At 71.2% G+C, this 23,372-nt stretch carries 22 protein-coding genes; 13 read left to right on the top strand and 9 right to left on the bottom strand.

Features of this window, described 5'->3' with window-relative positions; genetic code table 11:
* Together ACZ6ZQ_RS36270 and ACZ6ZQ_RS36265 are read left to right on the top strand one after the other, a co-directional pair.
* The coding region (locus ACZ6ZQ_RS36270) for a BON domain-containing protein (RefSeq protein WP_469772789.1) at positions 1-233 on the top strand (233 nt) is incomplete at its 5' end.
* A gap of 148 nt (positions 234-381) precedes the next feature.
* Positions 382-1,074: a response regulator gene (locus tag ACZ6ZQ_RS36265; RefSeq protein WP_469772788.1), complete on the top strand. Its 693-nt coding sequence runs from the start codon at positions 382-384 to the stop codon at positions 1,072-1,074.
* 616 nt (positions 1,075-1,690) lie between these two features.
* Here the strand turns inward: ACZ6ZQ_RS36265 and ACZ6ZQ_RS36260 are convergent.
* On the bottom strand, positions 1,691-2,569 hold the full coding sequence (locus ACZ6ZQ_RS36260) for a universal stress protein (RefSeq protein WP_469772787.1): 879 nt from the start codon (positions 2,567-2,569) through the stop codon (positions 1,691-1,693).
* A 694-nt stretch (positions 2,570-3,263) separates the two neighbouring features.
* On the opposite strand from ACZ6ZQ_RS36260, the gene ACZ6ZQ_RS36255 reads away from it, so the two are divergent.
* Positions 3,264-3,932: a CBS domain-containing protein gene (locus ACZ6ZQ_RS36255; protein ID WP_469772786.1), complete on the top strand. Its 669-nt coding sequence runs from the start codon at positions 3,264-3,266 to the stop codon at positions 3,930-3,932.
* Between the two features lie 55 nt (positions 3,933-3,987).
* On the opposite strand, the gene ACZ6ZQ_RS36250 is transcribed toward ACZ6ZQ_RS36255, so the two are convergent.
* Positions 3,988-4,458 carry a universal stress protein gene (locus ACZ6ZQ_RS36250; RefSeq protein ID WP_469772785.1) on the bottom strand — a complete coding sequence of 157 codons (471 nt, stop codon included), beginning with the start codon at positions 4,456-4,458 and terminating at the stop codon, positions 3,988-3,990.
* A gap of 315 nt (positions 4,459-4,773) precedes the next feature.
* Between ACZ6ZQ_RS36250 and ACZ6ZQ_RS36245 the strand changes: the two genes are divergently transcribed.
* Complete coding sequence (locus ACZ6ZQ_RS36245) at positions 4,774-5,037, top strand: SHOCT domain-containing protein (RefSeq protein ID WP_469772784.1); 264 nt, start codon at positions 4,774-4,776, stop codon at positions 5,035-5,037.
* A 514-nt stretch (positions 5,038-5,551) separates the two neighbouring features.
* On the opposite strand, the gene ACZ6ZQ_RS36240 is transcribed toward ACZ6ZQ_RS36245, so the two are convergent.
* Complete coding sequence (locus ACZ6ZQ_RS36240; protein ID WP_469772783.1) at positions 5,552-5,950, bottom strand: heavy metal-responsive transcriptional regulator; 399 nt, start codon at positions 5,948-5,950, stop codon at positions 5,552-5,554.
* Positions 5,951-6,004: 54 nt separating this feature from the next.
* Here ACZ6ZQ_RS36240 and ACZ6ZQ_RS36235 point away from each other — a divergent pair, with 54 nt between their 5' ends.
* The 4 genes from ACZ6ZQ_RS36235 (at position 6,005) to xdhC (ending at position 11,676) form a co-directional block, all read left to right on the top strand.
* Positions 6,005-6,505 carry a hypothetical protein gene (locus ACZ6ZQ_RS36235; protein WP_469772782.1) on the top strand — a complete coding sequence of 167 codons (501 nt, stop codon included), beginning with the start codon at positions 6,005-6,007 and terminating at the stop codon, positions 6,503-6,505.
* 419 nt (positions 6,506-6,924) lie between these two features.
* Positions 6,925-8,406 (top strand): xanthine dehydrogenase small subunit, encoded by a 1,482-nt coding sequence (locus ACZ6ZQ_RS36230; protein WP_469772781.1) that lies wholly within the window; start codon positions 6,925-6,927, stop codon positions 8,404-8,406.
* The gene (xdhB, locus tag ACZ6ZQ_RS36225) at positions 8,403-10,865 is read left to right on the top strand and encodes a xanthine dehydrogenase molybdopterin binding subunit (protein ID WP_469772780.1); all 2,463 of its coding nucleotides are present in this window, start codon (positions 8,403-8,405) and stop codon (positions 10,863-10,865) included. The genes ACZ6ZQ_RS36230 and xdhB overlap by 4 nt, the downstream gene beginning before the upstream one ends.
* Position 10,866: 1 nt before the next feature.
* On the top strand, positions 10,867-11,676 hold the full coding sequence (xdhC, locus tag ACZ6ZQ_RS36220) for a xanthine dehydrogenase accessory protein XdhC (protein ID WP_469772779.1): 810 nt from the start codon (positions 10,867-10,869) through the stop codon (positions 11,674-11,676).
* A 271-nt stretch (positions 11,677-11,947) separates the two neighbouring features.
* On the opposite strand, the gene ACZ6ZQ_RS36215 is transcribed toward xdhC, so the two are convergent.
* Both ACZ6ZQ_RS36215 and ACZ6ZQ_RS36210 read right to left on the bottom strand, forming a co-directional pair.
* Positions 11,948-13,144 (bottom strand): alpha/beta hydrolase family protein, encoded by a 1,197-nt coding sequence (locus ACZ6ZQ_RS36215; protein ID WP_469772791.1) that lies wholly within the window; start codon positions 13,142-13,144, stop codon positions 11,948-11,950.
* A 378-nt stretch (positions 13,145-13,522) separates the two neighbouring features.
* The gene (locus tag ACZ6ZQ_RS36210) at positions 13,523-14,701 is read right to left on the bottom strand and encodes an acyl-CoA dehydrogenase family protein (protein ID WP_469772778.1); all 1,179 of its coding nucleotides are present in this window, start codon (positions 14,699-14,701) and stop codon (positions 13,523-13,525) included.
* A 254-nt stretch (positions 14,702-14,955) separates the two neighbouring features.
* On the opposite strand from ACZ6ZQ_RS36210, the gene ACZ6ZQ_RS36205 reads away from it, so the two are divergent.
* The gene (locus ACZ6ZQ_RS36205; protein WP_469772777.1) at positions 14,956-15,831 is read left to right on the top strand and encodes a siderophore-interacting protein; all 876 of its coding nucleotides are present in this window, start codon (positions 14,956-14,958) and stop codon (positions 15,829-15,831) included.
* Positions 15,832-15,899: 68 nt separating this feature from the next.
* On the opposite strand, the gene ACZ6ZQ_RS36200 is transcribed toward ACZ6ZQ_RS36205, so the two are convergent.
* A complete protein-coding gene (locus ACZ6ZQ_RS36200; protein WP_469772776.1) occupies positions 15,900-16,277 on the bottom strand; it encodes a MauE/DoxX family redox-associated membrane protein in 378 nt (125 codons plus the stop codon).
* A 6-nt stretch (positions 16,278-16,283) separates the two neighbouring features.
* On the opposite strand from ACZ6ZQ_RS36200, the gene ACZ6ZQ_RS36195 reads away from it, so the two are divergent.
* Positions 16,284-17,042, top strand: a complete 759-nt coding sequence (locus tag ACZ6ZQ_RS36195; RefSeq protein WP_469772775.1) for a helix-turn-helix domain-containing protein — start codon at positions 16,284-16,286, stop codon at positions 17,040-17,042.
* Here ACZ6ZQ_RS36195 and merB read toward each other — a convergent pair.
* Positions 16,964-17,446: an organomercurial lyase gene (gene merB, locus ACZ6ZQ_RS36190; protein WP_469772774.1), complete on the bottom strand. Its 483-nt coding sequence runs from the start codon at positions 17,444-17,446 to the stop codon at positions 16,964-16,966. The two genes, ACZ6ZQ_RS36195 and merB, sit on opposite strands and share 79 nt — an antisense overlap.
* Before the next feature lie 562 nt (positions 17,447-18,008).
* Here merB and ACZ6ZQ_RS36185 point away from each other — a divergent pair.
* The 3 genes from ACZ6ZQ_RS36185 (at position 18,009) to ACZ6ZQ_RS36175 (ending at position 20,556) form a co-directional block, all read left to right on the top strand.
* A complete protein-coding gene (locus ACZ6ZQ_RS36185) occupies positions 18,009-18,797 on the top strand; it encodes a MerR family transcriptional regulator (protein WP_469772773.1) in 789 nt (262 codons plus the stop codon).
* Positions 18,794-20,008: a glycosyltransferase gene (locus ACZ6ZQ_RS36180; RefSeq protein ID WP_469772772.1), complete on the top strand. Its 1,215-nt coding sequence runs from the start codon at positions 18,794-18,796 to the stop codon at positions 20,006-20,008. Before ACZ6ZQ_RS36185 ends, ACZ6ZQ_RS36180 begins: the two co-directional genes overlap by 4 nt.
* A gap of 179 nt (positions 20,009-20,187) precedes the next feature.
* Positions 20,188-20,556, top strand: coding sequence for a hypothetical protein (locus tag ACZ6ZQ_RS36175; RefSeq protein WP_469772771.1), 369 nt, complete (start codon positions 20,188-20,190; stop codon positions 20,554-20,556).
* Between the two features lie 45 nt (positions 20,557-20,601).
* Here ACZ6ZQ_RS36175 and ACZ6ZQ_RS36170 read toward each other — a convergent pair whose 3' ends face one another.
* Together ACZ6ZQ_RS36170 and ACZ6ZQ_RS36165 are read right to left on the bottom strand one after the other, a co-directional pair.
* Positions 20,602-22,287, bottom strand: coding sequence for a TROVE domain-containing protein (locus ACZ6ZQ_RS36170; protein ID WP_469772770.1), 1,686 nt, complete (start codon positions 22,285-22,287; stop codon positions 20,602-20,604).
* Between the two features lie 287 nt (positions 22,288-22,574).
* Entirely contained in the window at positions 22,575-23,315 is a 741-nt protein-coding gene (locus tag ACZ6ZQ_RS36165; RefSeq protein ID WP_469772769.1) for a hypothetical protein, read from the bottom strand.
* Between the last annotated feature and the right edge of the window lie 57 nt (positions 23,316-23,372).

Here is a 23,372-nt window from a genome sequence, read left to right as displayed (position 1 = left end):
AAGTGTTCCTGCGGACCGACGAGGACATCGCCGACGAGATCCGGCGCACCGTGATCGAGGACCTGCCGCCCGCCGCGCAGATGGAAGTCTCCGTTTCGGACGGTGTGGTGACGCTGGGCGGGGATCTCCGTGACCGGGCTCTGGTGCCCCTGCTGGCCAGGGCGGTCCGTGCGGTCGAGGGCGTGGTGGACATCCGCCTGGACCTGAACTCCCCCGCAACACGCACGTCGTGATCCGGTCCGCCTCGAAGGCCGAGTGTTTCCTTCGGCCGGCCGGGACAACAGGCCGGTGAGGCGAGCGACAGGGACCGTTCGGCCCTGTTGCGCCGCTGCCTCAAGCGGAGACGATCAGGGTGACCATGAGACGTGCAGGGGGCTGACAATGTCCGAGGCACCCGTCTTCTCGGCGGAAGCGCCCATCAGGGTGTTCCTCCTCGACGACCACGAAGTCGTCCGCCGCGGCCTGCACGACCTGCTCGACGCCGAATCCGACATCGAGGTGGTCGGTGAGGCGGGGACAGCCGAGCAGGCCCTGGCCCGGGGACCCGCGCTGCGCCCCCATGTCGCGGTCCTCGACATCCGGCTCCCGGACGGCGACGGCATCACCGTCTGCCGCGACCTGCGCTGCCACGTGCCGGACCTCGCCTGCCTCATGCTGACGTCCTTCGACGACGAGGACGCACTGCTCGACTCGATCATGGCTGGAGCCGCCGGATACGTACTCAAGCAGATCAGGGGCACCGACCTGGTCTCCGCCGTACGCACCGTGGCAACCGGTCAGTCGATGCTCGACCCCGCCACGACCGCGCGGCTGATGCGTTCGCTGCGCACTCCCGAGGACGGCCACCCGGCCGAGGACGCACGGCTGGCCGCGCTCACGGACAGGGAGCGCGCCGTCCTCGATCTGATCGGCGAAGGGCTGACCAACCGACAGATCGGCAAGAAGCTCTACCTGTCCGAGAAGACCGTCAAGAACCACATCTCGCGGCTGCTGTCCAAGCTCGGTGTGGAACGCCGTGTCCAGGCCGCCGTCATCGCCACTCAGGCTCGTGAGCACGAGGAACCGCTTCGCTGACGGCTGCGGCCACTCCGACTCCGGCTGTCGCCCATGTCCGATCAAGTGCCTGAGGTGCGCGTCCGGGCCGGAAGAACAGGGTGGCCGCAGCAAGATGAAACGACAGCCCGCGATCGACGAGGCCGGGAAGCTCATCGGCATCGTCAGCCGCGCCTGGACGTCGAGCCGCCGCAGGCAGACCGTACGCCCGAACCCCGCTGGTCGGAGCTGCTGATCCCCGCCGGCTGGACCGGCCCGGAAGGCAAGCGACGGAAAGGGCCCATCCGCTTCTCGCGGATCCTGATTGCGCGGTGCACGGTCGCCGACCGCTTCTCCGCGTCCCTTTCAGGGACCCTTTCCGTCAATTCCATGGAAGCACCCGGCGCGCGGTCTGACCAGGGCTCAACGGTCCCCAGTCGGCCCCGCCCGGCATGGCCTGCGGGTCGCCTCGGCAGCCGCCCCCGGAGCTGGGAGACATTTGCGCCGGTGAAGAGCACCCCACACCGATCAGGCGGCCTACGTTCCCGGTCTTCCGCCGTCGGTACCGAGACGCTGAGCGACGGGCACGCGTTTCCGGCCGTCGGGGTAGTCGGCTCGGCACGGTCTCAGATCGGTCCCGTCTTTGATCCGTCCGGTGTCAGAGCCCCTCATCGGCGGGCAGGGGCACGGTGACCACGGGGCAGCCGGCCCTGTGCAGCAGACCATGGGGGACCGAGCCCAGCCGCATGCCGGTGAAGCCCTCCCGGCCCCGGCGGCCTACGACCACGGCGAGTGCATGCTCGGCGGCTTCGGCCAAGACCTCAACAGGGTGACCTCGCAGCACGGCATGGCTCAGCGGAACGTCCCGGTAAGCGCTGGCCCGCGCCGCCGTCGCCTCATGCAGCTGCCTGTGGGACGACTCGAGCGCGGCCTGCTCGTCGAAAAAGCCCAATAGCGGTCGCTGCCACACCCACACCGCACGCACGGAGGCACCACGCAAGGCAGCGGCCTCCAGGGCGTGGTCCAGGGCGACATCGGCCGACCGGCTGCCGTCCACCCCGACCACCAAGTACGGCGGCTCCTCCACGTCGTGCTCGGCTTCCGGCACGACGACCACCGGACAGGCGGCGTTGGCACTCACCGGGACTGCCGTGGAGGCAGCACTGAGCACCTCCGCCAGCCGACCCAGCCGACGCGAGCCGAGGACCACCAACCGCGCGTGCGCGGAGTGCCGTGCCAGGGCCTGGGCCGGATTGGCGTCCGTGAGGAAAGTCGTCACCTCAAGGCCCGGTTGCCGCTCATGGGCACGGACCGTCGCCTTGTCGAGCGCCTCGTCCCCCAGCTGGCGCAAGGCCTTGTGGTGTGCCGTCTCCTCGACGCCGCGTACGCGGTGGGTCACCGGCAGGACGGCGTGGACCAGCTGGAGGGGCACGCCGCGGCGGGCGGCTTCGTCGGTTGCCCAGGCCAGGGCCGCATCGGCCGGTTCCACGGCGTCGACGCCGAACATGATCGGGAGTACTTCACTGGCAGACGTCATGACTCCTCCATCGGTCTGCGTGCGTGTCGCTGCAGCAGTCGGCTGCAGCGGCAGCTCATAACTGCACGGTACGCAGATGGACGCCGAGGCAGCAGGACCAAGCGGTCCCCATTCAGGTAGCCGCCCGTCCGGAAGCACACGGGTGATGCCGGCCGCCCGGCAAGCAGCCGACGTCGCGGTCGCGGCGGGCTTCGGGGATCGCTGAGCGCGACCAGGCCCAGCGGGCGCAGCCCCGACTCCGCGTTTGCCGCGTGCCGCGGCGAGTCTCTGCGTACTCGTCCTACGACGCCTCCCGAACCGGGACCGTCGACCGGGCTGCGCCACCGCCCGACAGCGCCGACACCCATCACGAGAAGCCGGCTGCGATGACAACGATCCGGCGTCGTACCGGCCCCTCGGAGTGGACGAGCTCTGGTCGTCGTGAGTGCGGCCTGCCGTGGTCCCGTCGCAGAACCGACCGGCGGCCCGGGGAGGACCAGGGCCGTTCGGCCCGTGCGCGGGACCGTCGGCCTCTGCTGTCGCCGCGCCCGGGTGGTGACGCTGGAAACGTGGCCAGGTCCTCCGGGCCGGGCCGTTCGGGCCGTCCGGTATGCCCGTCAGGCCCTGTGCGGTCAGCGGGCTGGGGGCCACGCTGGCGGGGACGGTTGAGGGCAGCCCATGTCCGAACCGACCCATGCTCGAAGAGGGACCCGTCATGGACCACAGCCCCTACACCGTGGACGACGTGATGACCAGGACTGTCGTGGCCGTCGCTCCGGATGCACAGTTCAAGGAGATCGTCGCGACCATGGAGCAGTGGAAGGTCACGGCCATGCCTGTGCTGGAAGGCGAAGGCCGCGTCGTCGGCGTGGTCTCCGAGGCGGATCTGCTGGTCAAGGAGGAGCTGCACGACAGGGATCCGGGCATGATCGAGCAGATGCGGCGCCTGGACGACACCGCCAGAGCCGGCGCGGTCAGCGCCAGGGATCTCATGACGACACCCGCGGTGACCATCCGTGCCGGGGCCGGCCTCCCCCAGGCAGCCCGTGTCATGGCCCGGCACCAGGTCAAGCGTCTGCCTGTGGTCGACGCCGACGGCATCCTGCAGGGCATCGTCAGCCGCGCCGACCTGCTGAAGGTCTTCCTGCGCCCGGACGATGCCATCGCGGCCGACGTACGCAGTGAAGTCGTGGACAGGCTCTTCGCGGTGTCCCGCAGGGACGTCGAGGTCGATGTGAACGACGGAGTGGTCACCCTCACCGGCAAGGTCCGCGACAGCGCACTGATCCCCGTGGCGGCCCGTCTCGCGCACGCGGTCGACGGGGTGGTCGGAGTGAACTGCTCCCTCACAGGTCCTTCCGCGAGCGGTGCGCCCGCCGCGTGACAGCGCCACCACGCGCCGACCGTGCCGTGCACCCCGGAACCGACCCGGCTGCGACTCACGCTGTCCCGGACGCAGCGCCTTCAACAGCGACATTCGGGCGGACGATGACGACCGGACAGGTGGCATGGAGCGCGCACTGCTGGCTCACCGAGCCGAGCAGCGTCCGGGCGAACCCGCCTCGACCCCGGCTGCCCACGACCAGCAGCTCCGCTCCTTCGGACGCTTCCAGCAGCGCTTCGGCCGGGCTTCCCCGTACCAGGTGCTCCCGCACCCGCCCGCCTTCCTCCTCGCCGAGCACCTCGCGGATCTCGGAGACAAGGCCGTCCCGCGCGATTCCCGCGTCGAAGTCGGCATCCACCGCGGGAGCGGACCATCCGTGTGCCCCTGGCAGCTCGAACGCGGCCACCGCGTCCACCGTCGCCCCGATCAGACCGGCATACCGAACGGCCCACCGCAGGGCGGCCTGCGACGAGGGCGAACCGTCGACGCCCACAACGACACGCGGAGTCGAATCCTGCCTGTCCATGTCGCTCACCTCTCTCCCCCTTCGCTCCCCACGCTGCGCGTTTCCGAAGCGGTCCGCCACACAGAGGCCGGCGCGCGCCGGCAAGGCAGCGTGACGGTCATCGCGGTCCGGCCCGGACCACGTGGACGGAAGGGCGTGCCGTGCGGCACCACCGTGTACCGCGCAGCTCCTCGGCCGAGTACACGGCACGTGACGGGGGCCGAGGGGACACCGGGTGGGCCCGAAGGGCCCTGGTACGGAGCGGACGGCAGCGTCAATGTGGCTGTACGAGCGACTCCCCACGCGCTCGGCTGCGTCCGCTGGAAGGTGGCGAGGATGATGTACTGGAACGGCGGTGGCTGGGCCTGGATGGCCTTCATGCCCCTGCTGTGGATCGTGCTGATCGGCCTCGTGGTCTGGGTGGTCGTACGCCTCACGCACCATCCTTCCGGCAACGGGGACGGCCGCGAGCGCACAGCGACTTGGCGAGAGACGCCCGAGGAGATTCTCGACCGCCGCTTCGCCTCCGGCGAGATCGACTCGGACACCTACGACCAGGCACGCCGGCAGCTGGCCGCCCACCAGCCGCGGCCCCGATGACCGGCCGCCGGCCCTGTCCAGACCGCCAGGCTGCGCCCGTGCCGGGCCGGGCACATGGGCCGAGAGGCCCCACTGACGTGCTCAGAGCGGCCCTGCGGAGCGACGGCCGGCGCGAGGTGTGTCAGAGTGCCAAGTCGGCACTCTCTGAGCCGGCTTTGGAGAGCGCTCGACACGTTCACGTCGTCGAGTCCGGAGCGGACGGCGCGTCGTGAGGGCCGCGTGGGTTCACCACCCCGTCGGCCGGTGATCCGTGTCGGCGTGATCGCCATCCACAGGTCACGCCGCCCTCCCGCCCACGGCAGGGAGCGTGCCTCCGCCTCGAACCGGCGCCGATCCCGCGCACACCGGGCGTCTGCCAACAGTCCGTGTCGGGGGGGGACTGGATTGCGGAGCGGCTGGTTCGGGCATGACAGCAGTCTTTCCGAGCGCCCATGGCCAACGGCGTTGGTGGAACCGATGAGTACCGGCGCTCGCTGCGGGCGAGCGAACCTGTGCAGGGCCACACGGGAGACGTTCACGGCTTGGTCAGGATGGTGCAGATGTCGCCGTCCGTGCACGTGTCCGGGTCGGTCACAGCCGCCCGGCGGGCCAGCTCGCGCAGCGCGGCGCGGGCCTCGCGCAGCTCGGTCATCCGGCGCTCGATGTCGGCCAGGTGCTGCTCGATGAGCGTGCCGACCCGGGCGCACGGGGCCTGGCCGCTGTCGCGCAGGGCGAGGACCGAGCGGATCTCGGCGAGAGTGAGCCCGGCGGCCTGGGCGTCACGGACGAAGGAGAGCCGGGCGGCCGCCTGTTCCGGGTAGTCCCGGTAGCCGCCGGAGGTGCGCGGGGGTGCGGGCAGCAGACCCGCCTGTTCGTAGAAGCGGATCGTCTTCGTCGACAGCCCCGCCGTCGTGGCGAGCTCTCCGATGCGCATACCGCCAGGGTACGGCTTGACCTTCCAGTGCGCTGGAAGGTCTACGGTCGCCCCATGAACGTCACGAGGATCACCGTGCTGACCGTGCCGGACTGCCCGAACGCCCCCCTCGCACTGGAGCGGATCACCGCCGCGCTCGACGGGCGCGTGGCAGACGTGGAGTTGGTCGAGGTACGGGAGGAAGCGGAGGCCGTCCGATGGAGGATGACCGGGTCGCCGACCGTTCTCGTCGGCGGTGTCGACCCGTTCGCGGTGCCCGGGGCACCGGTCGGCGTGTCCTGCCGTCTGTACCGGGATGAGCAGGGCCGGCCGGACGGGGCACCCAGCGTCGAGGCGCTGTGGAAGGCGCTCGCCGGCGCGACGGAGTGCTGCGAGGACGGTCTCCTCGATCCGGTCGGCCGGGCCGGACGTGGCCGCCGGGCTCCTGCGGAACGGGGACTGCGGGCCGTCCACCAGGCGGTGCTACGGCATGGGCGATTGTTCCGCACTGGACCGGCAGTCCGTCCTGGACGACCACGCCAGGGCCCGCCGGGCCTTCCACGCGCTGCTGGATGACGCCACGCCGGACGCTCGACCCGTCGGCGGTGGCGCCCCAGCCTACAAACCGATCGGTTCTCGAGAGACAGGGGTCAACCTCTTGACCTCTGTGGCCCCGGCCACTACTTTCCGGTAGACGTCGACCCATGACTACCGAAAGGAGGCGACCAGCGGATGTACACCTACTCCGATCTCGGTCGCCTCGCCCACCGCATGGTCTGGGTTCCGGGTCGAATCGCGCACGGCTGCTGAGCACGCCGTTCTGATGTGCCCGTCCGGGGCACATTCCGGGTTTCCCGTCACCACCTCCCGGCACGTCGCTGTTGCGTGCCGTATTGCGCCCGCTCCTCGTACGTGGCGCGTCTGAACACAGAAAGCTGCCTGAAATTGGCGAACATGATGAATCGACCCATCGCGCACCGAAACGAAGGCCTGTCATGGTAGCGGCGCGGATCACGGTCAACGGGAAAGAAACATCGATCTCACCGGCTGCGCCCCACACCACGGTGCTGGACTTTCTGCGCGAGCGTGGCCTCACCGGCACCAAGGAGGGCTGCGCCGAGGGTGAATGCGGCGCCTGTTCGGTCCTGGTGGCCCGTCCCGGGGTGAACAAGCCCACCGACTGGGTGGCGGTCAACGCCTGTCTGGTCCCGGTCGCGGCGCTCGACGGTCAGGAGGTCATCACCTCCGAAGGTCTCGCCACCGCCGGCGAACCCGGTACGGCGCCCACCCTGCACCCGGTGCAGGAGGAGATGGCGGTCCGCGGCGGCTCCCAATGCGGTTACTGCACACCGGGCTTCATCTGCAGCATGGCCGCCGAGTACTACCGGCCCGACCGCTGCGCACACACGGATGCGGAGTCTGACGCGGATTCGGCCGACACCGCCGACGCCGAGCACGGCCCGAACGGTTTCGATCTGCACGCGCTGAGCGGGAACCTGTGCCGCTGCACCGGTTACCGCCCGATTCGCGATGCCGCGTTCGCCGTCGGTGCGCCCACCGACGAGGACCCGCTGGCGCAGCGTCGCGAGCAGTCCCCGCCCGCACCGGTCGCCACCGAATACGCCCAGGACGACAGCGTGTTCCTGCGGAAGAGCACCCTGGCCGAAACGCTGCAGTTGCTGCGCGAACGGCCCGATGCGGTGGTGGTCGCCGGCTCCACCGACTGGGGCGTGGAGGTGAACATCCGTGCCCGTCGGGCGGATTGCGTGGTCGCCGTCGACCGGCTGCCCGAACTCCGGGAGCTGCGCGTCGAATCCGACCACATCGAGATCGGGGCGGCGGTGACGCTCACCGAGATCGAACGCCGCCTCGACGGCGCCGTCCCGCTGCTGGCGGAGCTGTTCCCGCAGTTCGCCTCCCGGCTCATCCGCAACGGTGCGACCCTCGGCGGCAACCTGGGTACCGGCTCCCCCATCGGTGACAGCCCGCCGGCGCTGCTCGCGCTGGAGGCATCGGTGGTGCTCGCCGACGCCGACGGTGAGCGCGAGGTCCCGCTGGCGGACTACTTCACCGGCTACCGGCAGAGCGTGCTCCGTCCCGGCGAGCTGATCCGCGCGGTGCGCATCCCGCTGCCGCTGTCGCCGGTCACGGCCTTCCACAAGATCGCCAAGCGGCGCTTCGACGACATCTCCAGCGTGGCGGTCGCTTTCGCGCTCGACATCGAGGACGGGATCGTCCGCAAGGCACGCATCGGCCTGGGCGGCGTGGCCGCCACCCCGATCCGCGCGCTCGCCACCGAGGCGGCCCTGGAGGGCAAGCGGTGGTCGGCGGAGACCGTCGAGGCCGCGGCCCGGGTGCTGCGGGGCGAGGGCACGCCCATGGACGATCACCGCGCCAGCTCCCTCTACCGTTCCGCGATGCTCGGCCAGAGCCTGCTGAAGCTGCACGCACAGACCACCGAGGCGGTGTCGTCATGAGTCATCTGTCCGAGCGTCCCGAGAAGCCCGCCGTCGGCGTCTCGATGCCGCATGAGAGTGCCTTCCAGCACGTCACCGGCACCGCGCTCTACACCGACGACCTGGTCCAGCGCACCAAGGACGTGCTGCACGCCTACCCGGTCCAGGTGATGAAGGCCCACGGCAGGATCACCGCGCTGCGTACCGAGCCCGCGCTCGCCGTGCCCGGTGTGGTCCGCGTGCTGACCGGTGCCGACGTGCCCGGCGTCAACGACGCCGGGATGAAGCATGACGAGCCGCTGTTCCCCGACGAGGTCATGTTCCACGGTCACGCGGTCGCCTGGGTGCTCGCCGAGACCCTGGAGGCGGCCCGGCTCGGTGCGGCGGCCGTCGAGGTGGAACTCGACGAACAGCCCTCCCTGATCACGCTGCAGGACGCGATCGCGGCCGAGAGCTTCCACGGCGCCCGGCCCGTGATGGTGACCGGCGACATCGACGCCGGCTTCGCCGATTCCGCTCACGTGTTCACCGGCGAGTTCCAGTTCTCCGATCAGGAACACTTCTACCTGGAGACGCACGCGGCGCTGGCCTACATCGACGAGGCCGAGCAGGTGTTCATCCAGAGCAGCACCCAGCATCCCTCGGAGACCCAGGAAATCGTCGCGCACGTCCTCGGTCTGCACAGCCACGAGGTGACCGTGCAGTGCCTGCGGATGGGCGGCGGCTTCGGCGGCAAGGAGATGCAGCCGCACGGCTTCGCGGCCGTCGCCGCGCTCGGCGCAAAGCTGACCGGCCGGCCGGTTCGATTGCGGCTCAACCGGACTCAGGACCTGACCATGTCCGGCAAGCGGCACGGCTTCCACGCCGAGTGGAAGATCGGCTTCGACGCCGACGGCCGCATCCAGGCCCTGGACGCCACCCTGACCGCGGACGGCGGCTGGAGCCTGGACCTGTCCGAGCCGGTGGTGGCCCGTGCGCTGTGCCACATCGACAACACCTACTGGATTCCCAACGCTCGCGTCGCCGGGCGCATCGCCAAGACCAACAAGGTCTCCAACACGGCCTTCCGCGGCTTCGGCGGACCGCAGGGCATGCTGGTGATCGAGGACATCCTGGGCCGGTGCGCGCCGCTGCTCGGCCTGGATCCGATGGAGCTGCGGGAGCGCAACTTCTACCAGCCGGGTCATGGTCAGTCGACGCCGTACGGCCAGCCGGTCACTCAGCCGGAACGGATCTCCGCCATCTGGCAGCAGGTTCAGGACAACGGCGGCATCGCCGACTGCAGGCGCGAGATCGCCGCATTCAACGCCGCGCACCCGAACACCAAGCGGGCACTTGCGATCACCGGCATCAAGTTCGGCATCTCGTTCAACCTCACCGCCTTCAACCAGGCCGGCGCACTGGTGCTGATCTACAAGGACGGCTCCGTCCTGATCAACCACGGCGGCACGGAGATGGGCCAGGGCCTGCACACCAAGATGCTGCAGGTGGCCGCGACCACGCTGGGCGTCCCTCTGCACAAGGTGCGGCTGGCCCCGACGCGGACCGACAAGGTGCCCAACACCTCTGCCACCGCCGCCAGTTCCGGGGCGGACCTCAACGGTGCGGCAGTGAAGAACGCCTGCGAGCAGTTGCGCGCGCGGCTGCTGCAGGTGGCCGCCGGTCAGCTGGGTTCGAACCCCTCGGACGTGCGCATCGTCGAGGGCGTCGCGCGCACCCTGGGCAGCGACAAGGAGCTGGCCTGGAACGACCTGGTGCGCACCGCGTACTTCCAGCGGGTTCAGCTGTCGGCGGCCGGTTTCTACCGGACCGAGGGTCTGCACTGGGACGCGAAGACGTTCAGGGGCTCGCCGTTCAAGTACTTCTCCTATGGCGTCGCCGCGGCCGAGGTGGAGGTGGACGGCTTCACCGGCGCGTACCGCATCCGGCGGGTGGACATCGTGCACGATGTCGGCGACAGCCTGTCCCCGATGATCGACATCGGCCAGGTCGAGGGCGGTTTCGTGCAGGGCGCGGGCTGGCTGACGCTCGAGGACCTGCGCTGGGACGTCAGTGACGGGCCGAACCGCGGCCGACTGCTGACCCAGGCCGCGAGCACCTACAAGCTGCCGAGCTTCTCGGAGATGCCCGAGGAGTTCAACGTCACGCTTATGGAGAACGCCACCGAAGAAGGCGCGGTATACGGGTCCAAGGCGGTGGGTGAGCCTCCGCTGATGCTGGCGTTCTGCGTGCGCGAAGCGCTGCGGCAGGCCGCCGCCGCGTTCGGGCCGAGCGGGGTCAGCGTCGCGTTGGCTTCGCCCGCGACGCCGGAGGCGGTGTTCTGGGCGATCCAGGCGGCTCGCCAGGCCGATGCCTCCCCGAACGGTTACGCCGGCAACGGCGTGGCTGTCGACGGCCACGCCGGAAACGGGCTCGCGGCCAGCGGGCACGCCGCCAACGGCAAGATCCGGACCGATACAGAAGCGCTGAGCGGTGCCTGACATGACGTGGGTCGCCGCGGTCGCACGGCTGCGAGCACGCCGGGAGTCCGGCGTGCTGGTGACCGTCGCGACCGTGCGCGGCCATGCCCCCCGCGACGCCGGTGCGAAACTCGTTGTGGGGCAGACCGAGACGTGGGGCTCGATCGGTGGCGGCAATGTCGAGGCCGTCGCGATCGATCGGGCCCGGGAGATGATCGCCGCGTTCAAGCCGGAGCCGGAGCTGATCGACTTCGCCCTGAACGACAAGGTGACCAACCGGCATGGCGTGCAGTGCTGCGGCGGCACGGTCTCTGTGCTGCTCGAACCACTGCCGGTGGTAAGGGCGGTGGCGGTCTTCGGCGTCGGGCACGTCGGGCTGGAACTGGCGCGCATCCTGGCACGTCAGGACCTCGACCTCCATCTGATCGACAGCCGCTCCGACATCCTCACCGAGGAGCGGCTCGACGTGCTGGCGGACTCGGTGGCGCAGGTGCACGTGCACCACACGCCACTGCTGCCCGAGGAGGTGCTGGCGGACTTGCCGCGCGGCACCCACATCCTGATCATGACCCATGATCACGCCGAGGACGCCGCTCTGTGCGACGCCGCCTTGCGCACAACCCATCTCGGCTCCATCGGGCTGATCGGGTCGGCGGCCAAGTGGGGGCGGTTCCGCAAACGCCTCGCCACCGAGGGCGGTCACGACGAGGCCATCATCGATCGGATCAAGACCCCGATCGGGCTGGCCGACATCACCGGCAAGGAACCCGCGACCATTGCCGTGAGCGTCGCCGCCGATTTGCTGCGCACCTTCGAAACCGAGGGGAACTGACCCTCCAACCGGATCGACAGGGGTGCCCCGCGCTCACGCGAACGCACACATGCGGGGCACCCTTTCGGCACGACCATCGCCGTCGCTTGAACAGGCATCGACCTCACCAGGGCAGGAACCGGCTTGCGCTCTTCGACGCCCCGAACGCGAAGGCGTCGGGCCCATGCTCGTCGTGGCCGGGACGGCGAGCAGCGCGTCCGCGCCCTGCATGAGCACCGCGGCACGCCCCCCTTCGCCATGCGTGGCCCCTGCGCCGCCTTGTGATTCCGGCTCAGGGCTGCTGGAACTCGACCTCCGGGTTGGCCGACGAGGGTCCGTCGAGCAGGGGCTGCCGAATGCCGCGCAGGTGCAGATCGAAGAAGGCTCCGACGTAGTCTCGGGTGATCTCCCCGGAACGCCGTCCCGGCAGAGGTGCCGAGGGATCGGACAGCCCCAGCTGTTCACCGAGCACCGGCAGGTCGATGAAGGAGAAGTGCCCGGAGCCGGCCACGGTCAGCCATCGTTTCCAGCCGTCCAGGCGCGCCCAGTCGCCGTCCCAGGCCGGGCTGCCGGAACCTGGGCTGTGACCGGCTTTCGTCCCGAGCATCAGGAACGGCCGGCCGTCGAGACCAGAGGCAGGCACCGGGGCGAAGAAGGATCCGTCCAGGTTCGCCCCGGCCCGTACCCTCTGATCGGTGACCATGGTCTGCGCGGCGCTGTTGCCGCCGATGGAGTGGCCGGCCGCTCCTACCCGACGCGGGTCGATCATCCGGGCGTGCCGCCATGACGGGTGATGGCCTGTCAGCCGGTCCAGGACGAAGGTGATGTCCTTGGCCCTGCCTTCGGCGGCTGCCTTGTATCCGGCGTTGCCGCCGGCGTCGACCTGTTCGCAGGCGGCACAGGTGAGCATCCGCCCGCCCGGGTAAAGCGTGCCGAAGGACTCGTAGGCGTGATCGACCGTCGCGACGACGTATCCGCGACTGGCCAGATCCCCGGCGAGACCGGAGAGCGTGGCGCGGGGCAGGGTGAAGCCGGGCGAGAGCACCACCAGCGGAAACCTGCCCGGCAGGGGGCGGGCGGCGGCTCGCACATGGGTCCGGGTCGCGCTGACCGTCCTCGCTGGTATCGCTTCGTCCCGCCCGACGCCCTCCAGTAGCAGCCGGGCCTCTCCGGTCGCGATGTACGGCGCCGAGTCGCCGATGCCGGGCCGTGCCGGATAGTACATCGACAGCATGAGCTCACGCGCGCCCGCCTGAGGCATCCATGGGTCCCGGCGGTCGTTGTCGACGAGGTGCAGCAAGTCGCGTCCGACCGCGTACGACCCGGTCGGGCGCAGCAGTTCGAGCCGGCCGGCGGGAGCCCGGTCGGATTCCGGCGCCTGGACAGGCTGTGGGGGCGGCACGATGTCGGCCACCCCCTCCCCTGCCAGCGGCATCGACAGGCCGAGCGCGAGCACGGCGGCGATCGAAGCACGACGGGTTCCGGTCATGCGATGGCCGACCGCTGCCTTGCCGCCGCGGAGTCGGGTGAGTCGTTCCCTGAGCGAGATCATGCAGCGACGCTAAGTTCCCTGCGACATCGGACTCATCGAACGAAAGGCAACGGCGAACCCCAACCTTCGTCAGGGCGCGTGGGCCCTGTCCGGCCCGAGGAGATGCCCCCGCAGTACCGCACAACGCCGATCACCCGACTCCCAGGCTCCGGCATGCTCGCCGGCCACAAGGCGGCCGAGAAGCGCGCGTTGCCGTTCGTTGCTACGACATCATCGGCGCCGTCATCTGCGCGCCGGAATGGCCGTTCTGGTGTACACACCCCGCGGCAACCGACAAGGGCCCGACCGCGGGGAGTGGAGCAAAGTCACACGCGGTCAACGCCGTACCCGTGGCATCCCGAGCCCGATCCAGGAGATGATCTCGCGCTGGATCTCGTTGTTGCCGCCGCCGAAGGTGAAGATAACGGCGGAGCGGTAGCCGCGTTCCAGTTCGCCGTGGAGGACCGCGCCTGCCGAGCCCTCCTTGAGCGGTCCGGCGGCGCCGACGACCTCCATCAGCCAGGCGTAGGCGTCGCGGCGCGCCTCGGAACCGTAGACCTTGACGGCGGAGGCGTCCTGCGGGGTGAGGGTGCCCTCCTGGACGGCGTTCACCATCTGCCAGTTGAGCAGCTTCATCGCATCGAGCTTGGTGTGGGTGCGGGCGAGCCGGCCGCGTACCCAGCCGAGGTCGATGACGCGGCGCCCGTCGGAGAGCTTGGTCCCGGCGGCCCAGCGCTGGACGTTGTGGAGGGCGCGGATGGCCATGGTGCCGTGCGCGGCGAGGGTGACACGCTCGTGGTTGAGCTGGTTGGTGATAAGCCGCCAGCCCTTGTTCTCCTCGCCGACACGGCGGGAGACGGGGACGCGGATGTTCTCGTAGTAGCTGGCGGTGGTGTCGTGGGAGGCGAGGGTGTTGATGACCGTGCAGGAGTAGCCCGGGTCGGAGGTCGGCACGAGCAGCATGGTGATGCCCTTGTGCGGCGGGGCGTCAGGGTCGGTGCGGACGGCGAGCCACACCCAGTCGGCGGTGTCGCCGTTGGTCGTCCAGATCTTCTGGCCGTTGACGACATACTCGTCGCCTTCGCGCACGGCACGGGTCCTGAGTGCGGCGAGGTCGGTGCCGGCGTCCGGCTCGCTGTAGCCGATCGCGAAGTCGATCTCACCGGAGAGGATCTTCGGCAGGAAGTACGCCTTCTGCTCGTCGGTGCCGTACTGCATGATCGTCGGGCCGACGGTGTTGAGCGCCATCAGCGGCAGCGGCACGCCGGCCTGGGCCGCCTCGTCGAAGAAGATGAACTGCTCCATGGGGCTCAGTCCGCGGCCGCCGTACTCCTTGGGCCAGCCGACGCCGAGCCAGCCGTCGGTGCCGAGCCGGCGGATCGTATCCCGGTAGAAGCGCTTCTGGGCGGCGGGGTCGGCGTAGCGGGCGTAGGCGTTGTCCGGTACGAGTCCGTCGAAGTACGCACGCAGCTCGGCGCGCAACTGGTGCTGTTCCGGCGTGTATTCGAGGTGCACGGCCCCTCCAGGCGTCTCACGCTTCCGCTCCCTGCGGCGGCACAGAGTAGAACGCGTTACAAGAACCTGGAAGAGGCGCGGCGCCGGACGGGCGGTCCTCTTCGGCCGGCATCGCGATCATGCCCCCCGCGCTCCCGGATCGCTCGCCGTCGTGTCGTCGGTCATGCCGCAGGCGCGCAGGCGGCGTGTCGGGGCCGTGTCGGTGGCGGCTGGGACGGTCGGGTTCTCAGCCCCTCCCTCTTCTCGGAGTCCTGATGCAGCACCCGATTCCGGTCCGGTTCATCCAGGTCACGGGCGTGCGCCGACTCACCCCGCACCTGGCGCGCATCACCTTCGCCGGCCCGGACCTCACGGGCTTCACCCTGGCTTCGCCCGACCAGCAGGTGAAGCTGCACTTCCCACGGCCCGGGCAGCGGGTGCCGCGACTGCCCGCGCCGGACGCGGGCGCGGGCGGGGACGGCGATGTGATGCGCTGGTACGCCGCCTACAACGAGATCCCGGCGGACGAACGGCCGTGGATGCGCAGCTACACGGTCCGGGCGTGCGACACCCGGCGGGGGACGATCGACATCGACCTCGTGCTGCACAGCGACGCGGGGCCCGCGACACGCTGGGCGGAGTCCGCCCGCCGCGGCGACACGCTCGGCATGTTCGGCCCTTCCGTCTACTTCGCCGAGCCCGTCGAACTCGGCACGGCGGACTGGTTGCTGCTGGCCGGCGACGAGGCGGCGTTGCCTGCGATCGGCACCCTGCTGGAGTGGCTGCCGGCGGGCACCCGCGCCCTTGTGTACGCGGAGGTGGCCGACGCGGCCGAGGAGCAGCGTTTCGCGACGGAGGGCGACGTGACCGTCCACTGGCTCCACCGGGGCGGACGTCCTGCCGGAACCGGCGGGCCGCTGGTCGAGGCGGTCCGCGCGGCTCAGTTCCCTACGGGGTCGGTGTACGCGTGGCTGGGCGGCGAGGCGGGCGCGGTCCGCGCCCTGCGCCGCCACCTCGTCGACGAACGGGGCCTCGACAAGCGGTCGGTCGACTTCGCCAGGTACTGGCGGCTGCGGTTGAGCCAGGACGACGCTCCGATCGAGGACGACCTCGCGGAGGCGAGGGAGCGGCTGGCGGACGCGGGGGCGTAGGGAGCGGTACGGCCGTAGTGCCGGGCGAGCAGCAGATCGCACTCGAAACCACGGCCGGCCCGTCAGCCTCACGCGGTGCGGGCGACCGCGACCGCCCAGGCGAGATGGCCGAGGTTGACCACGATCCGCAGTGCCACGCCCGCGGGCCGGTCCAGCAGCCTCGGCCGGTCGGGGCGGGCGTGGCGTACGGCATCGACGTGGGGCGTGAGGAAGACGGCGATGAGCGCCGCCGCCGTCCAGCCGCCCGCCGCGCGCGTACCGGGCACCGCCACCAGGGCGGCCGCCGCCAGTTCCAACACCCCGGTAACGGCGACGAGCGCACCGGGAGCCGGTAGCCATCGCGGCACGAGCGTACGGAAGTAGCGAGGTACGGCGAAGTGCGCGATGCCCGTGAGGCACAGGAAGATGGCGAGTGCGAGAGGCACGGAGGAGGACAAGGAGGACATGGGGCGATGTTCGGGGCGCGGCAGGCATGGCGTATTGAACAGAACGACCGTGTGCTCGACTTCGCGGGCGGGCCCGGGATCACCGTGTTCGCCGAGTCCGGCGCCTCGGCGGTGTCCCGGCACAGCCACCCGGCGTGGAAGGTCGTGCTGCCCGACCGCGGCACGGGGATGCTGGTGCCGCCGCAGTTCGAGCACGCGTGCGCGGCGTCGTCGGCCTTCGCCGCCGTGTTCCTGGACCCCTGGTGCGTACGGTACGGACCCGGCGCGGCCGGACCCGTACCGCTGGAGCCGTCGACCGTGCGACGCCTGCGCGACGCGCTCGGCGAACAGCTGGACCTCGATGCGCTCCAGGATGCGCTGACCGCGCTGCCCTGGTGTGCCGGGGGCGAGGTGGACCCGCGCGTCGCCCACGCCGTGCGCGCCTGCGCCGGGCACGACGAGCTCGGGGACGTGGCGCGGGAGGTGTCGCTCTCCCCCTCACGGCTGCGCACGCTCGTACGGGCGGAAGTGGGCATTCCGCTGGGCACCCTGCGACGCTGGCAGCGGCTGCGGACCGCGGTGGCGGCGCTGCCGTACGCGCCGCCGGCGCGGGCGGCGGCGCTCGCGGGCTTCGCGGACCAGGCCCATCTCACGCGCACCGCCCGCCGGTTGGCCGGCCGCACACCGGCGTCGCTCCGGCCGGGCCCTCAGAGTCCCCAGAAGGGTCCGTGCAGGCCCACCTCCGCGAAACAGGCGGCGGCGGAGGACGGATCGCGGCGCCGGTAGCCGCGGTCGAGGCGTCCCGCGTACCAGCCACGGGCCAGCCGCCAGAGGGTTCCGAGGTCCATGACGTAGCCGGGTGTTCGGCCGGTCCGCTCCAGCCGGTCGTCGACACAGCCGGTGGAGCAGAACAGCCGCTGGTTGCGGCAGGTGTGGACGACGTCGTCCCAGGCGTGGTGGGCGGGGACGAGGAAGTGGGCCACCTGGTCCCCGGGCGGCGGGGCGTCGCGTCCGACGACCCAGGCGTGGGGGGTGTCGCAGGCGGGGCAGCGGGTGGCGACGAGGACATCGGGTTCGTCGGTCAGCAGGTGCGGCAGGGCGAAGGAGTCCCAGGCGCAGCCGCCCCACCACAGGGTGCGGGTGCCCATGACGGAGAAGCCGAGCGGGACCGAGACGAAGGGGTGCGCCATGACGACCCGTGCGCCGTCGGAGGCCGCCGGATCGTCCAGGACGAGGTCACGGTGCTCGTGCAGGGCCGCAGTGCCTGCCGTACCGCGGCGGGGCCGTGTCCTGTGGCTGCGGCGAGGGCAGCTGTGTGCGGGGCGCGTCCGGTGCGGGCGAAGCCCTCGTAGACGGCGAGGCGGACATCCTCGGTCACATCCGAGGTCACCTCCTCGCTCACGTCTGCGTTCCCGCCTGCGTCCGCGTCCGGGTCGGCGTCCGGGTTCGAGCCTGCGTTCGCGTCCGGGTCCGCGTCCGGGTCGGCGTCCGGGTTCGAGCCTGCGTTCGCGTCCGGGTCCGCGTCCGGGTCCGCGCCTGCGTTCGCGTCTGTGCTCGTGTCTTCGGTCGAGTGCTGGTCGGTCATCGGTGGTTCCTGTCCGTGAACGCGGTGTGCGGTACGTGCCCTCCCAGCTTGTGCCCTGTCGCTGCCCTCGTCTTGAACGCTGGTGTGCGACGTGTCCGGGCCGCGGTCCCCGCTTGACCCTCACGCGACGTCAGGCTTCACCCTGTAACGCGACGAAAGGCAGGTCCATGAGCTACTCCGTCGGCCAGGTCTCCGGATTCGCCGGGATCACGGTCCGCACGCTCCACCACTACGACCGGACGGGGCTGCTCTCTCCCACCGAGCGCAGTGCCGCGGGCTACCGCCTGTACAGCGACGCCGATCTGGCCAGGCTCCAGCAGATCCTCTTCTACCGGGAACTCGGCTTCTCTCTCGACGAAATCGCGGCGATACTCCAGGACCCCGAGGCCGACGTCCTGGAGCAGCTGCGAGCCAGGCACCGGGTGCTGGGTGAGCAGATCGAGAAGCTGCGGCGGCTGATGGAGGTCGCGGAGCACGCGATGGAGGTCCAGCAGACCGGTGTGCGGCTGACGCCGCAGGAGCGCTTCGACGTGTTCGGCGAGATCTCCTTCGATCTGAGCTACGCCACCGAGGCCGGGCTGAAGTGGCGGGACAGCGAGGGACACCGGCGGGCCATGGCGAGCGCCGCCGCCCATACCAAGGAGGACTGGGCGCGGCTCATGGGCGAGGCGGCGGCCTGGCGGAAGGATCTGCTGGCCGCATTCGACGACGGCGAGCCGGCCGACGGAGAGCGGGCGCGTCAGCTCGCCGAGGACCACCGGCAGCACATCGCGCGTTGGTTCACCCCGTGCCCGCCGGACATGCACCTGCGCATCGCCGACGACTTCGCCGCCAGTCCGCGCGCGTTCGCCCTCGTCGTTCCGCCGTCCCAGCAGCGGCCCGGGCTCGCCGCGTATCTGCGGAGCGCGGTCCGGGCCAATGCCGCCCGCCGGGCCCCTTCCGAAGGAGACCGATGAAGATCCTGATCACCACGGCCGGTTCGTACGGCGATGTCGCCCCGTACACGGGACTGGGTGTACGGCTGCGGGACGCCGGCCACCAGGTCGCGCTCGCGGCACACGATCCGTTCGCCGGGCTCGTCCGGGACGCGGGGCTGGAGTTCCGGCGGCTGCCGGGAGACATGCAGGGCCAGGGGCGGCGTGCCGTGGGCAGGCGGGAGCTGATGCGCGTGGCCGCCGAGTCCGTGAAGACGCTCGGTCCCGGGCTCGTCGATGCCGTGCCCGACGGTACGGAGATGCTGCTGGCGTCGACCACGACGGCTCCGCTGGCCCGGCACATCGCCGAAGCCGGGGAGATTCCCTTCCTCGACGTGCGTCTGCAGCCGAACGAGCCGACGCGATGCTTCCCCCCGCCGGTCGGCGGTGCCCGTTCGCTGGGAGGCTGGGGCAACCGGGCGGCGGGCCGGATGGCGCTCTCGATGGTCGACCGGATCTTCGCTGCCGCCGAGGCGGAGCTGCGCGGCCGGCTCGGGCTGTCGCCGTTGTCGGGGAAGGAGCTGCGTCACCGTCACCAGGCGGAGGGCAGGACGGTGCTGTACGGGTTCAGCCCAACGCTGCTGCCGCGTCCCGCCGACTGGCGCGAGGGGCTGGAGGTCGTCGGCAACTGGTGGCCGCACCACGACCCGGCCCGTGCGCTGCCGGCCGCCGTCGAGGACTTCCTGGCGGCCGGCCCGCCACCGGTCCTGATCGGCTTCGGCAGTATGGCGGCCGGTGAGGGCGAGCGGCTGGGCGAGCTTGCGGCGGCGGCGCTGCGACGGGCCGGTCTGCGCGGCATCCTCCAGTCCGGCCGGGCCGGGATGTCGGCGGACGGCGACGGCGTCCTCACCGTCGGGGAGCTGCCGCACGCCCTGCTGTTCCCCGGGACGGCCGCGGTGGTCCACCACGCGGGGGCGGGCACCTCCGCGGCGGCCCTGCGTGCCGGGGTGCCGTCCGTGCCGGTGCCCGTGACGGCGGATCAGCCCTTCTGGGCGGGCCGGCTGGCGGCGCTGGGCGCGGCGACCGCGCCGGTCGCGTTCAAGGCTCTGACGGCGTCGCGCCTCGCCGACGCGCTGGTCCGTGCCGTACGGGAGCGGTCGTACCGTGCGGCCGCCGCGGCCGCGGCCCGCCGCATCGCCATGGAGGACGGGGCGGGCCAGGTGGTGAAGGCGGTCGAGCAGTTCGCGGGCTGAGCCGGCGACGAGCGGGCGCCGCCGGTCCGGCCGGCCGGCAGCCGAGCGCGGGCGATCATGGGGGCCGTTTCGGTCACGATCAGCTCAGTCCGATAACCGACTACTCCCACATGTGAAGGAACGGTATGGATTGTGGGGTTCACGCGAAACCACTCATCGACGATCCTGGAGGTACCACCGTGGTCAGTCTCCGTTCGGCCTCGCTGGCCCTGATGACCACTGCCGCCTGCGTCGCACTCACCGCGGCACCGGCCTCGGCCGCTCCCGGCGACACCACAACCATGTGCGGGACTTCCCTGACGCCGTCCGGCTGGGTCGACGTGCAGTGGTGGAACAGCTGGCAGTGCGGCGTCACGTTCAACCCCAACATGAAGAAGATCCAGCAGGTCTCCGGGCTGCCCATCGGCAGCACCGTGAACACCTGCGCCTCCACGTGGCCGCCCGCGGGCTGGGTGCAGGTGGGCAAGAGCTTCTACACCGGTGCCTGCCAGTACGCGGCGGTGCCCAGCCACGAGCCCAACACCTGGACGATCAAGCGGGTTTCCTGACCCGTGCCCGGCGTCCCCGAGCACGGGACGCCGGGAGGGCGGACCTCACGTCGCGGCCGCGGTGGACTCCCAGGGCCACTCGGCCGCGCGGCCGGACTCCAGGAGCGGGATCAGCCGGAACGCCGCATCACTGAGGCCGCCGAAGGTGTGACGGTGCGGACCGGCGGCTGCATGGCCCTGGGAGTAGCCGCCCAGGTTCCAGGTGTAGACGGGAACCCGCCGGGGAACGGCGCCGAAGGTGTCGATGTAGGGCGCCAGGTACGCCTGTTCGTCGGTGACGACGACCACGCGGTCGTGCTCGTTGTAGTGCCGGGTGACGGCCTGCGCGGTGTTGGTCCCCCCGAGGTCGTGGAACCGGTCCAGCGCTCGGAGGACGGACTCGCCCGGCTCCAGCTCCACCCTCCGGCTGTCGGAGCCGAACTCGACGAGGTCGGCCCGCTCGGCCCGGATCGCCAGGGCCGTGCCGAAGATGGCGGCGGAGTCCGCCCGGTTGAGTCCGGTGTTCACGCTGGGCGTGTCGAACATCGAGCCGGACCGGTCCACCAGGACCAGGGTCCGGCCGGGCAGGGCGGGCACCTGCGCCAGGGAGTGCCCGAGCGCCGCCTCCAGGGCCTGCTCCCAGCGTGGTGACGGGACGTTGCGGTGGGCCGCCAGGTAGCGGAACGGGAACTGCCGGGAGCGCAGCACCTCGACCGGGTCGGAGATCCGACGGGCGACGTCGGCGGCCACCCGGTTCCCGACCCCCGCGAGATCGAAGTTGCGCAGGTTGCGGACGAGCGCCATGGGCCCCATCGAAGGGATCACGGCCTCCCACACCGCGGCGTCCATGGGGCGGCGCAACCAGCCCGCCAGCGCCTCCCAAGTCATCCCTGCCGCAGCCAGCCGTTCGGCTCCGCCAGGCCCGGTGACCAGCGCGTACCGCTCGTCGTCCGGGACCGACATCAGCTCGCGGTGGGCCGTGAGGAGCGGGGCACCCGCCGGTGGTACGGCACGGTCCGGGCAGTGGCACCGGTCCACCGCGTACCGGAACAGCTCGCCCTGCCAGGGCCGGCCGGGCGCCGGCGCGGGGTGGGTCAGCTCCAGGACGTCCCCGAAGCGGAACCCCCGTGAACCGGTGTCGTACTTGAGCAGCGCACGCTCGGTGTAGAGCCGGCGCACGGCGTCCGCGACCCCGCGCTTCACCGGCTGCGGAAGACGTCGTCCGTACCGGGAGGTCCAGTAGGCCAGCAACTCGCCCGGTTCGTCGGCGCGTTGCAGCACCGCGTCGACGGCCTGCCGCGAGGAGCCGGAGGCCCCGGCGTCCAGCCGGGCGCGGACGAACTCGGCCGCACCCACCAGTGACGCCGTCCGCATGTGCGCTTCCGTGCGGAGCCAGCGCAGCATTCCGAGGGTCCAATCCGGGTCGGCGACCGCGAGCAGACGGACCAGTTGGGCGTAGCGGTCGTCGCGGGACCATGCGCTCTCGTAGAAGGTGGGCTGCCCGACCATGTTGGCGACACCGAGCAGGAAGAGCTCGGACTTCGGATCCCGGACGTACCCGGCGCGCCCCGGGCGGTTGCCACCCAGCGACGGGGAAGGGGCCGTCCGCCCGGCGATGGGTGACGGCGTGACGATCCATCGGCCGTGCGTGGAGAGCGGGGATGTCGCTCCGCCTGCGGTGAGGCCCGGTACTTCGGCCTGGATCTCGCTCCTGGCTTCGGCCTTGGCCCGCTGACGGTTGAACTGGGTCATGCAGAGGCCCCCTGGCGGGTGGAGATACGAGGGTCACGCGGTCGTCAACACGCGATCGAAGCGCCGCTCGGCGCACACGGAAGCAGACGCCTCCCGAGATCAGAAGTGGGCACCGGTCGGGTTTTTGTCAGGAAGTAACCGGGGCTCGCGCGCATCGGAAGGCGATGGATCGGACGCTACCGGGCCGGGTCCGCGAACGCACCCGAATTATTCGGAGGCGACCGCCCGGGGGCCCGCCTGCAGCTGCGGCGCCGCCGTCGACCGGACGTCGCGCGCCCTCGCCGGGATCAGGTGGGCCCGGCGGTCTCGGAGCGGGTGCGGTCGTACTCGGCCCGGTCCAGGATCCCCCAGACCGCCTGGCCGACGGCGAGGACGCCGCGGGCGGGGAGCGGCACGTCACCGATACGCGGGTTCTCCCGCAGCCGCACCGGGCGGCCGAGGTCGATGCCGTCGAGCGTGGCCCTCGAACGGTCGACGAAGTACATCTGCTGGGGCATGAGCGTGCCGGTGTGGCCGCTCGGCATCACACCGGTCATCTGCAGGTGCCCCATCCCCAGCGCACGCGCGGCCAGCTCCCGGGCCCGCACCAGGGGCCGGGAGCGCCAGGTGGCGAGCGGCAGGAGGGCGCCGACGCCGTTGAGGATCCCGAGGAGACGGGTCGAGGTGGCGGTCAGCGACCAGTCCAGCGCAGGGGAATCCATCGTCACCCGCAGGCAGGCGGGGCCGGTCCAGGTGACCTCGATACGGGCGTGGCCCGTGCGTGCGCAGGCGGGGCCGTAGTACCGGGGGCACGCCGTGTCGAGTCGTGCCCCGTCGACGTGGATGGACCAGTCGCCACCCGGGCCGCGGTGCCACAGCGTGCGGTAGGGGCCGAAGGAGTTCTCCGGGAAGACGCGCAGGGCGAGCACGTGACCGGAGTCGAAGGGGAGCCCGAAGACGCCCCACCCCTTGACGTACTCGTGATCGGGCCAGGGCGCTCGGCCCCGGACCGCAGGGACGTCAGAGAGCTCGGAGGACAGGTCGAGCATTCCGATCACCTCGCGAGGTACCCCCAGGTGCCTCGGTCCAGGATAGAACCCGCCCCC

Source organism: Streptomyces sp. NPDC053673 (assembly GCF_055585225.1).
This window is presented reverse-complemented; position numbering and strand designations above follow the sequence as displayed.

Excerpts from the sequence above, each read along its gene's own strand:
- ACZ6ZQ_RS36265 (WP_469772788.1), top strand. The coding sequence starts at position 382 with ATGTCCGAGGCACCCGTCTTCTCGGCGGAAGCGCCCATCAGGGTGTTC.
- ACZ6ZQ_RS36260 (WP_469772787.1), bottom strand. The coding sequence starts at position 2,569 with ATGACGTCTGCCAGTGAAGTACTCCCGATCATGTTCGGCGTCGACGCC.
- ACZ6ZQ_RS36255 (WP_469772786.1), top strand. The coding sequence starts at position 3,264 with ATGGACCACAGCCCCTACACCGTGGACGACGTGATGACCAGGACTGTC.
- ACZ6ZQ_RS36250 (WP_469772785.1), bottom strand. The coding sequence starts at position 4,458 with ATGGACAGGCAGGATTCGACTCCGCGTGTCGTTGTGGGCGTCGACGGT.
- ACZ6ZQ_RS36245 (WP_469772784.1), top strand. The coding sequence starts at position 4,774 with ATGATGTACTGGAACGGCGGTGGCTGGGCCTGGATGGCCTTCATGCCC.
- ACZ6ZQ_RS36240 (WP_469772783.1), bottom strand. The coding sequence starts at position 5,950 with ATGCGCATCGGAGAGCTCGCCACGACGGCGGGGCTGTCGACGAAGACG.
- ACZ6ZQ_RS36235 (WP_469772782.1), top strand. The coding sequence starts at position 6,005 with ATGAACGTCACGAGGATCACCGTGCTGACCGTGCCGGACTGCCCGAAC.
- ACZ6ZQ_RS36230 (WP_469772781.1), top strand. The coding sequence starts at position 6,925 with ATGGTAGCGGCGCGGATCACGGTCAACGGGAAAGAAACATCGATCTCA.
- xdhB (WP_469772780.1), top strand. The coding sequence starts at position 8,403 with ATGAGTCATCTGTCCGAGCGTCCCGAGAAGCCCGCCGTCGGCGTCTCG.
- xdhC (WP_469772779.1), top strand. The coding sequence starts at position 10,867 with ATGACGTGGGTCGCCGCGGTCGCACGGCTGCGAGCACGCCGGGAGTCC.
- ACZ6ZQ_RS36215 (WP_469772791.1), bottom strand. The coding sequence starts at position 13,144 with ATGACCGGAACCCGTCGTGCTTCGATCGCCGCCGTGCTCGCGCTCGGC.
- ACZ6ZQ_RS36205 (WP_469772777.1), top strand. The coding sequence starts at position 14,956 with ATGCAGCACCCGATTCCGGTCCGGTTCATCCAGGTCACGGGCGTGCGC.
- ACZ6ZQ_RS36200 (WP_469772776.1), bottom strand. The coding sequence starts at position 16,277 with ATGTCCTCCTTGTCCTCCTCCGTGCCTCTCGCACTCGCCATCTTCCTG.
- ACZ6ZQ_RS36195 (WP_469772775.1), top strand. The coding sequence starts at position 16,284 with ATGTTCGGGGCGCGGCAGGCATGGCGTATTGAACAGAACGACCGTGTG.
- merB (WP_469772774.1), bottom strand. The coding sequence starts at position 17,446 with ATGGCGCACCCCTTCGTCTCGGTCCCGCTCGGCTTCTCCGTCATGGGC.
- ACZ6ZQ_RS36185 (WP_469772773.1), top strand. The coding sequence starts at position 18,009 with ATGAGCTACTCCGTCGGCCAGGTCTCCGGATTCGCCGGGATCACGGTC.
- ACZ6ZQ_RS36180 (WP_469772772.1), top strand. The coding sequence starts at position 18,794 with ATGAAGATCCTGATCACCACGGCCGGTTCGTACGGCGATGTCGCCCCG.
- ACZ6ZQ_RS36170 (WP_469772770.1), bottom strand. The coding sequence starts at position 22,287 with ATGACCCAGTTCAACCGTCAGCGGGCCAAGGCCGAAGCCAGGAGCGAG.
- ACZ6ZQ_RS36165 (WP_469772769.1), bottom strand. The coding sequence starts at position 23,315 with ATGCTCGACCTGTCCTCCGAGCTCTCTGACGTCCCTGCGGTCCGGGGC.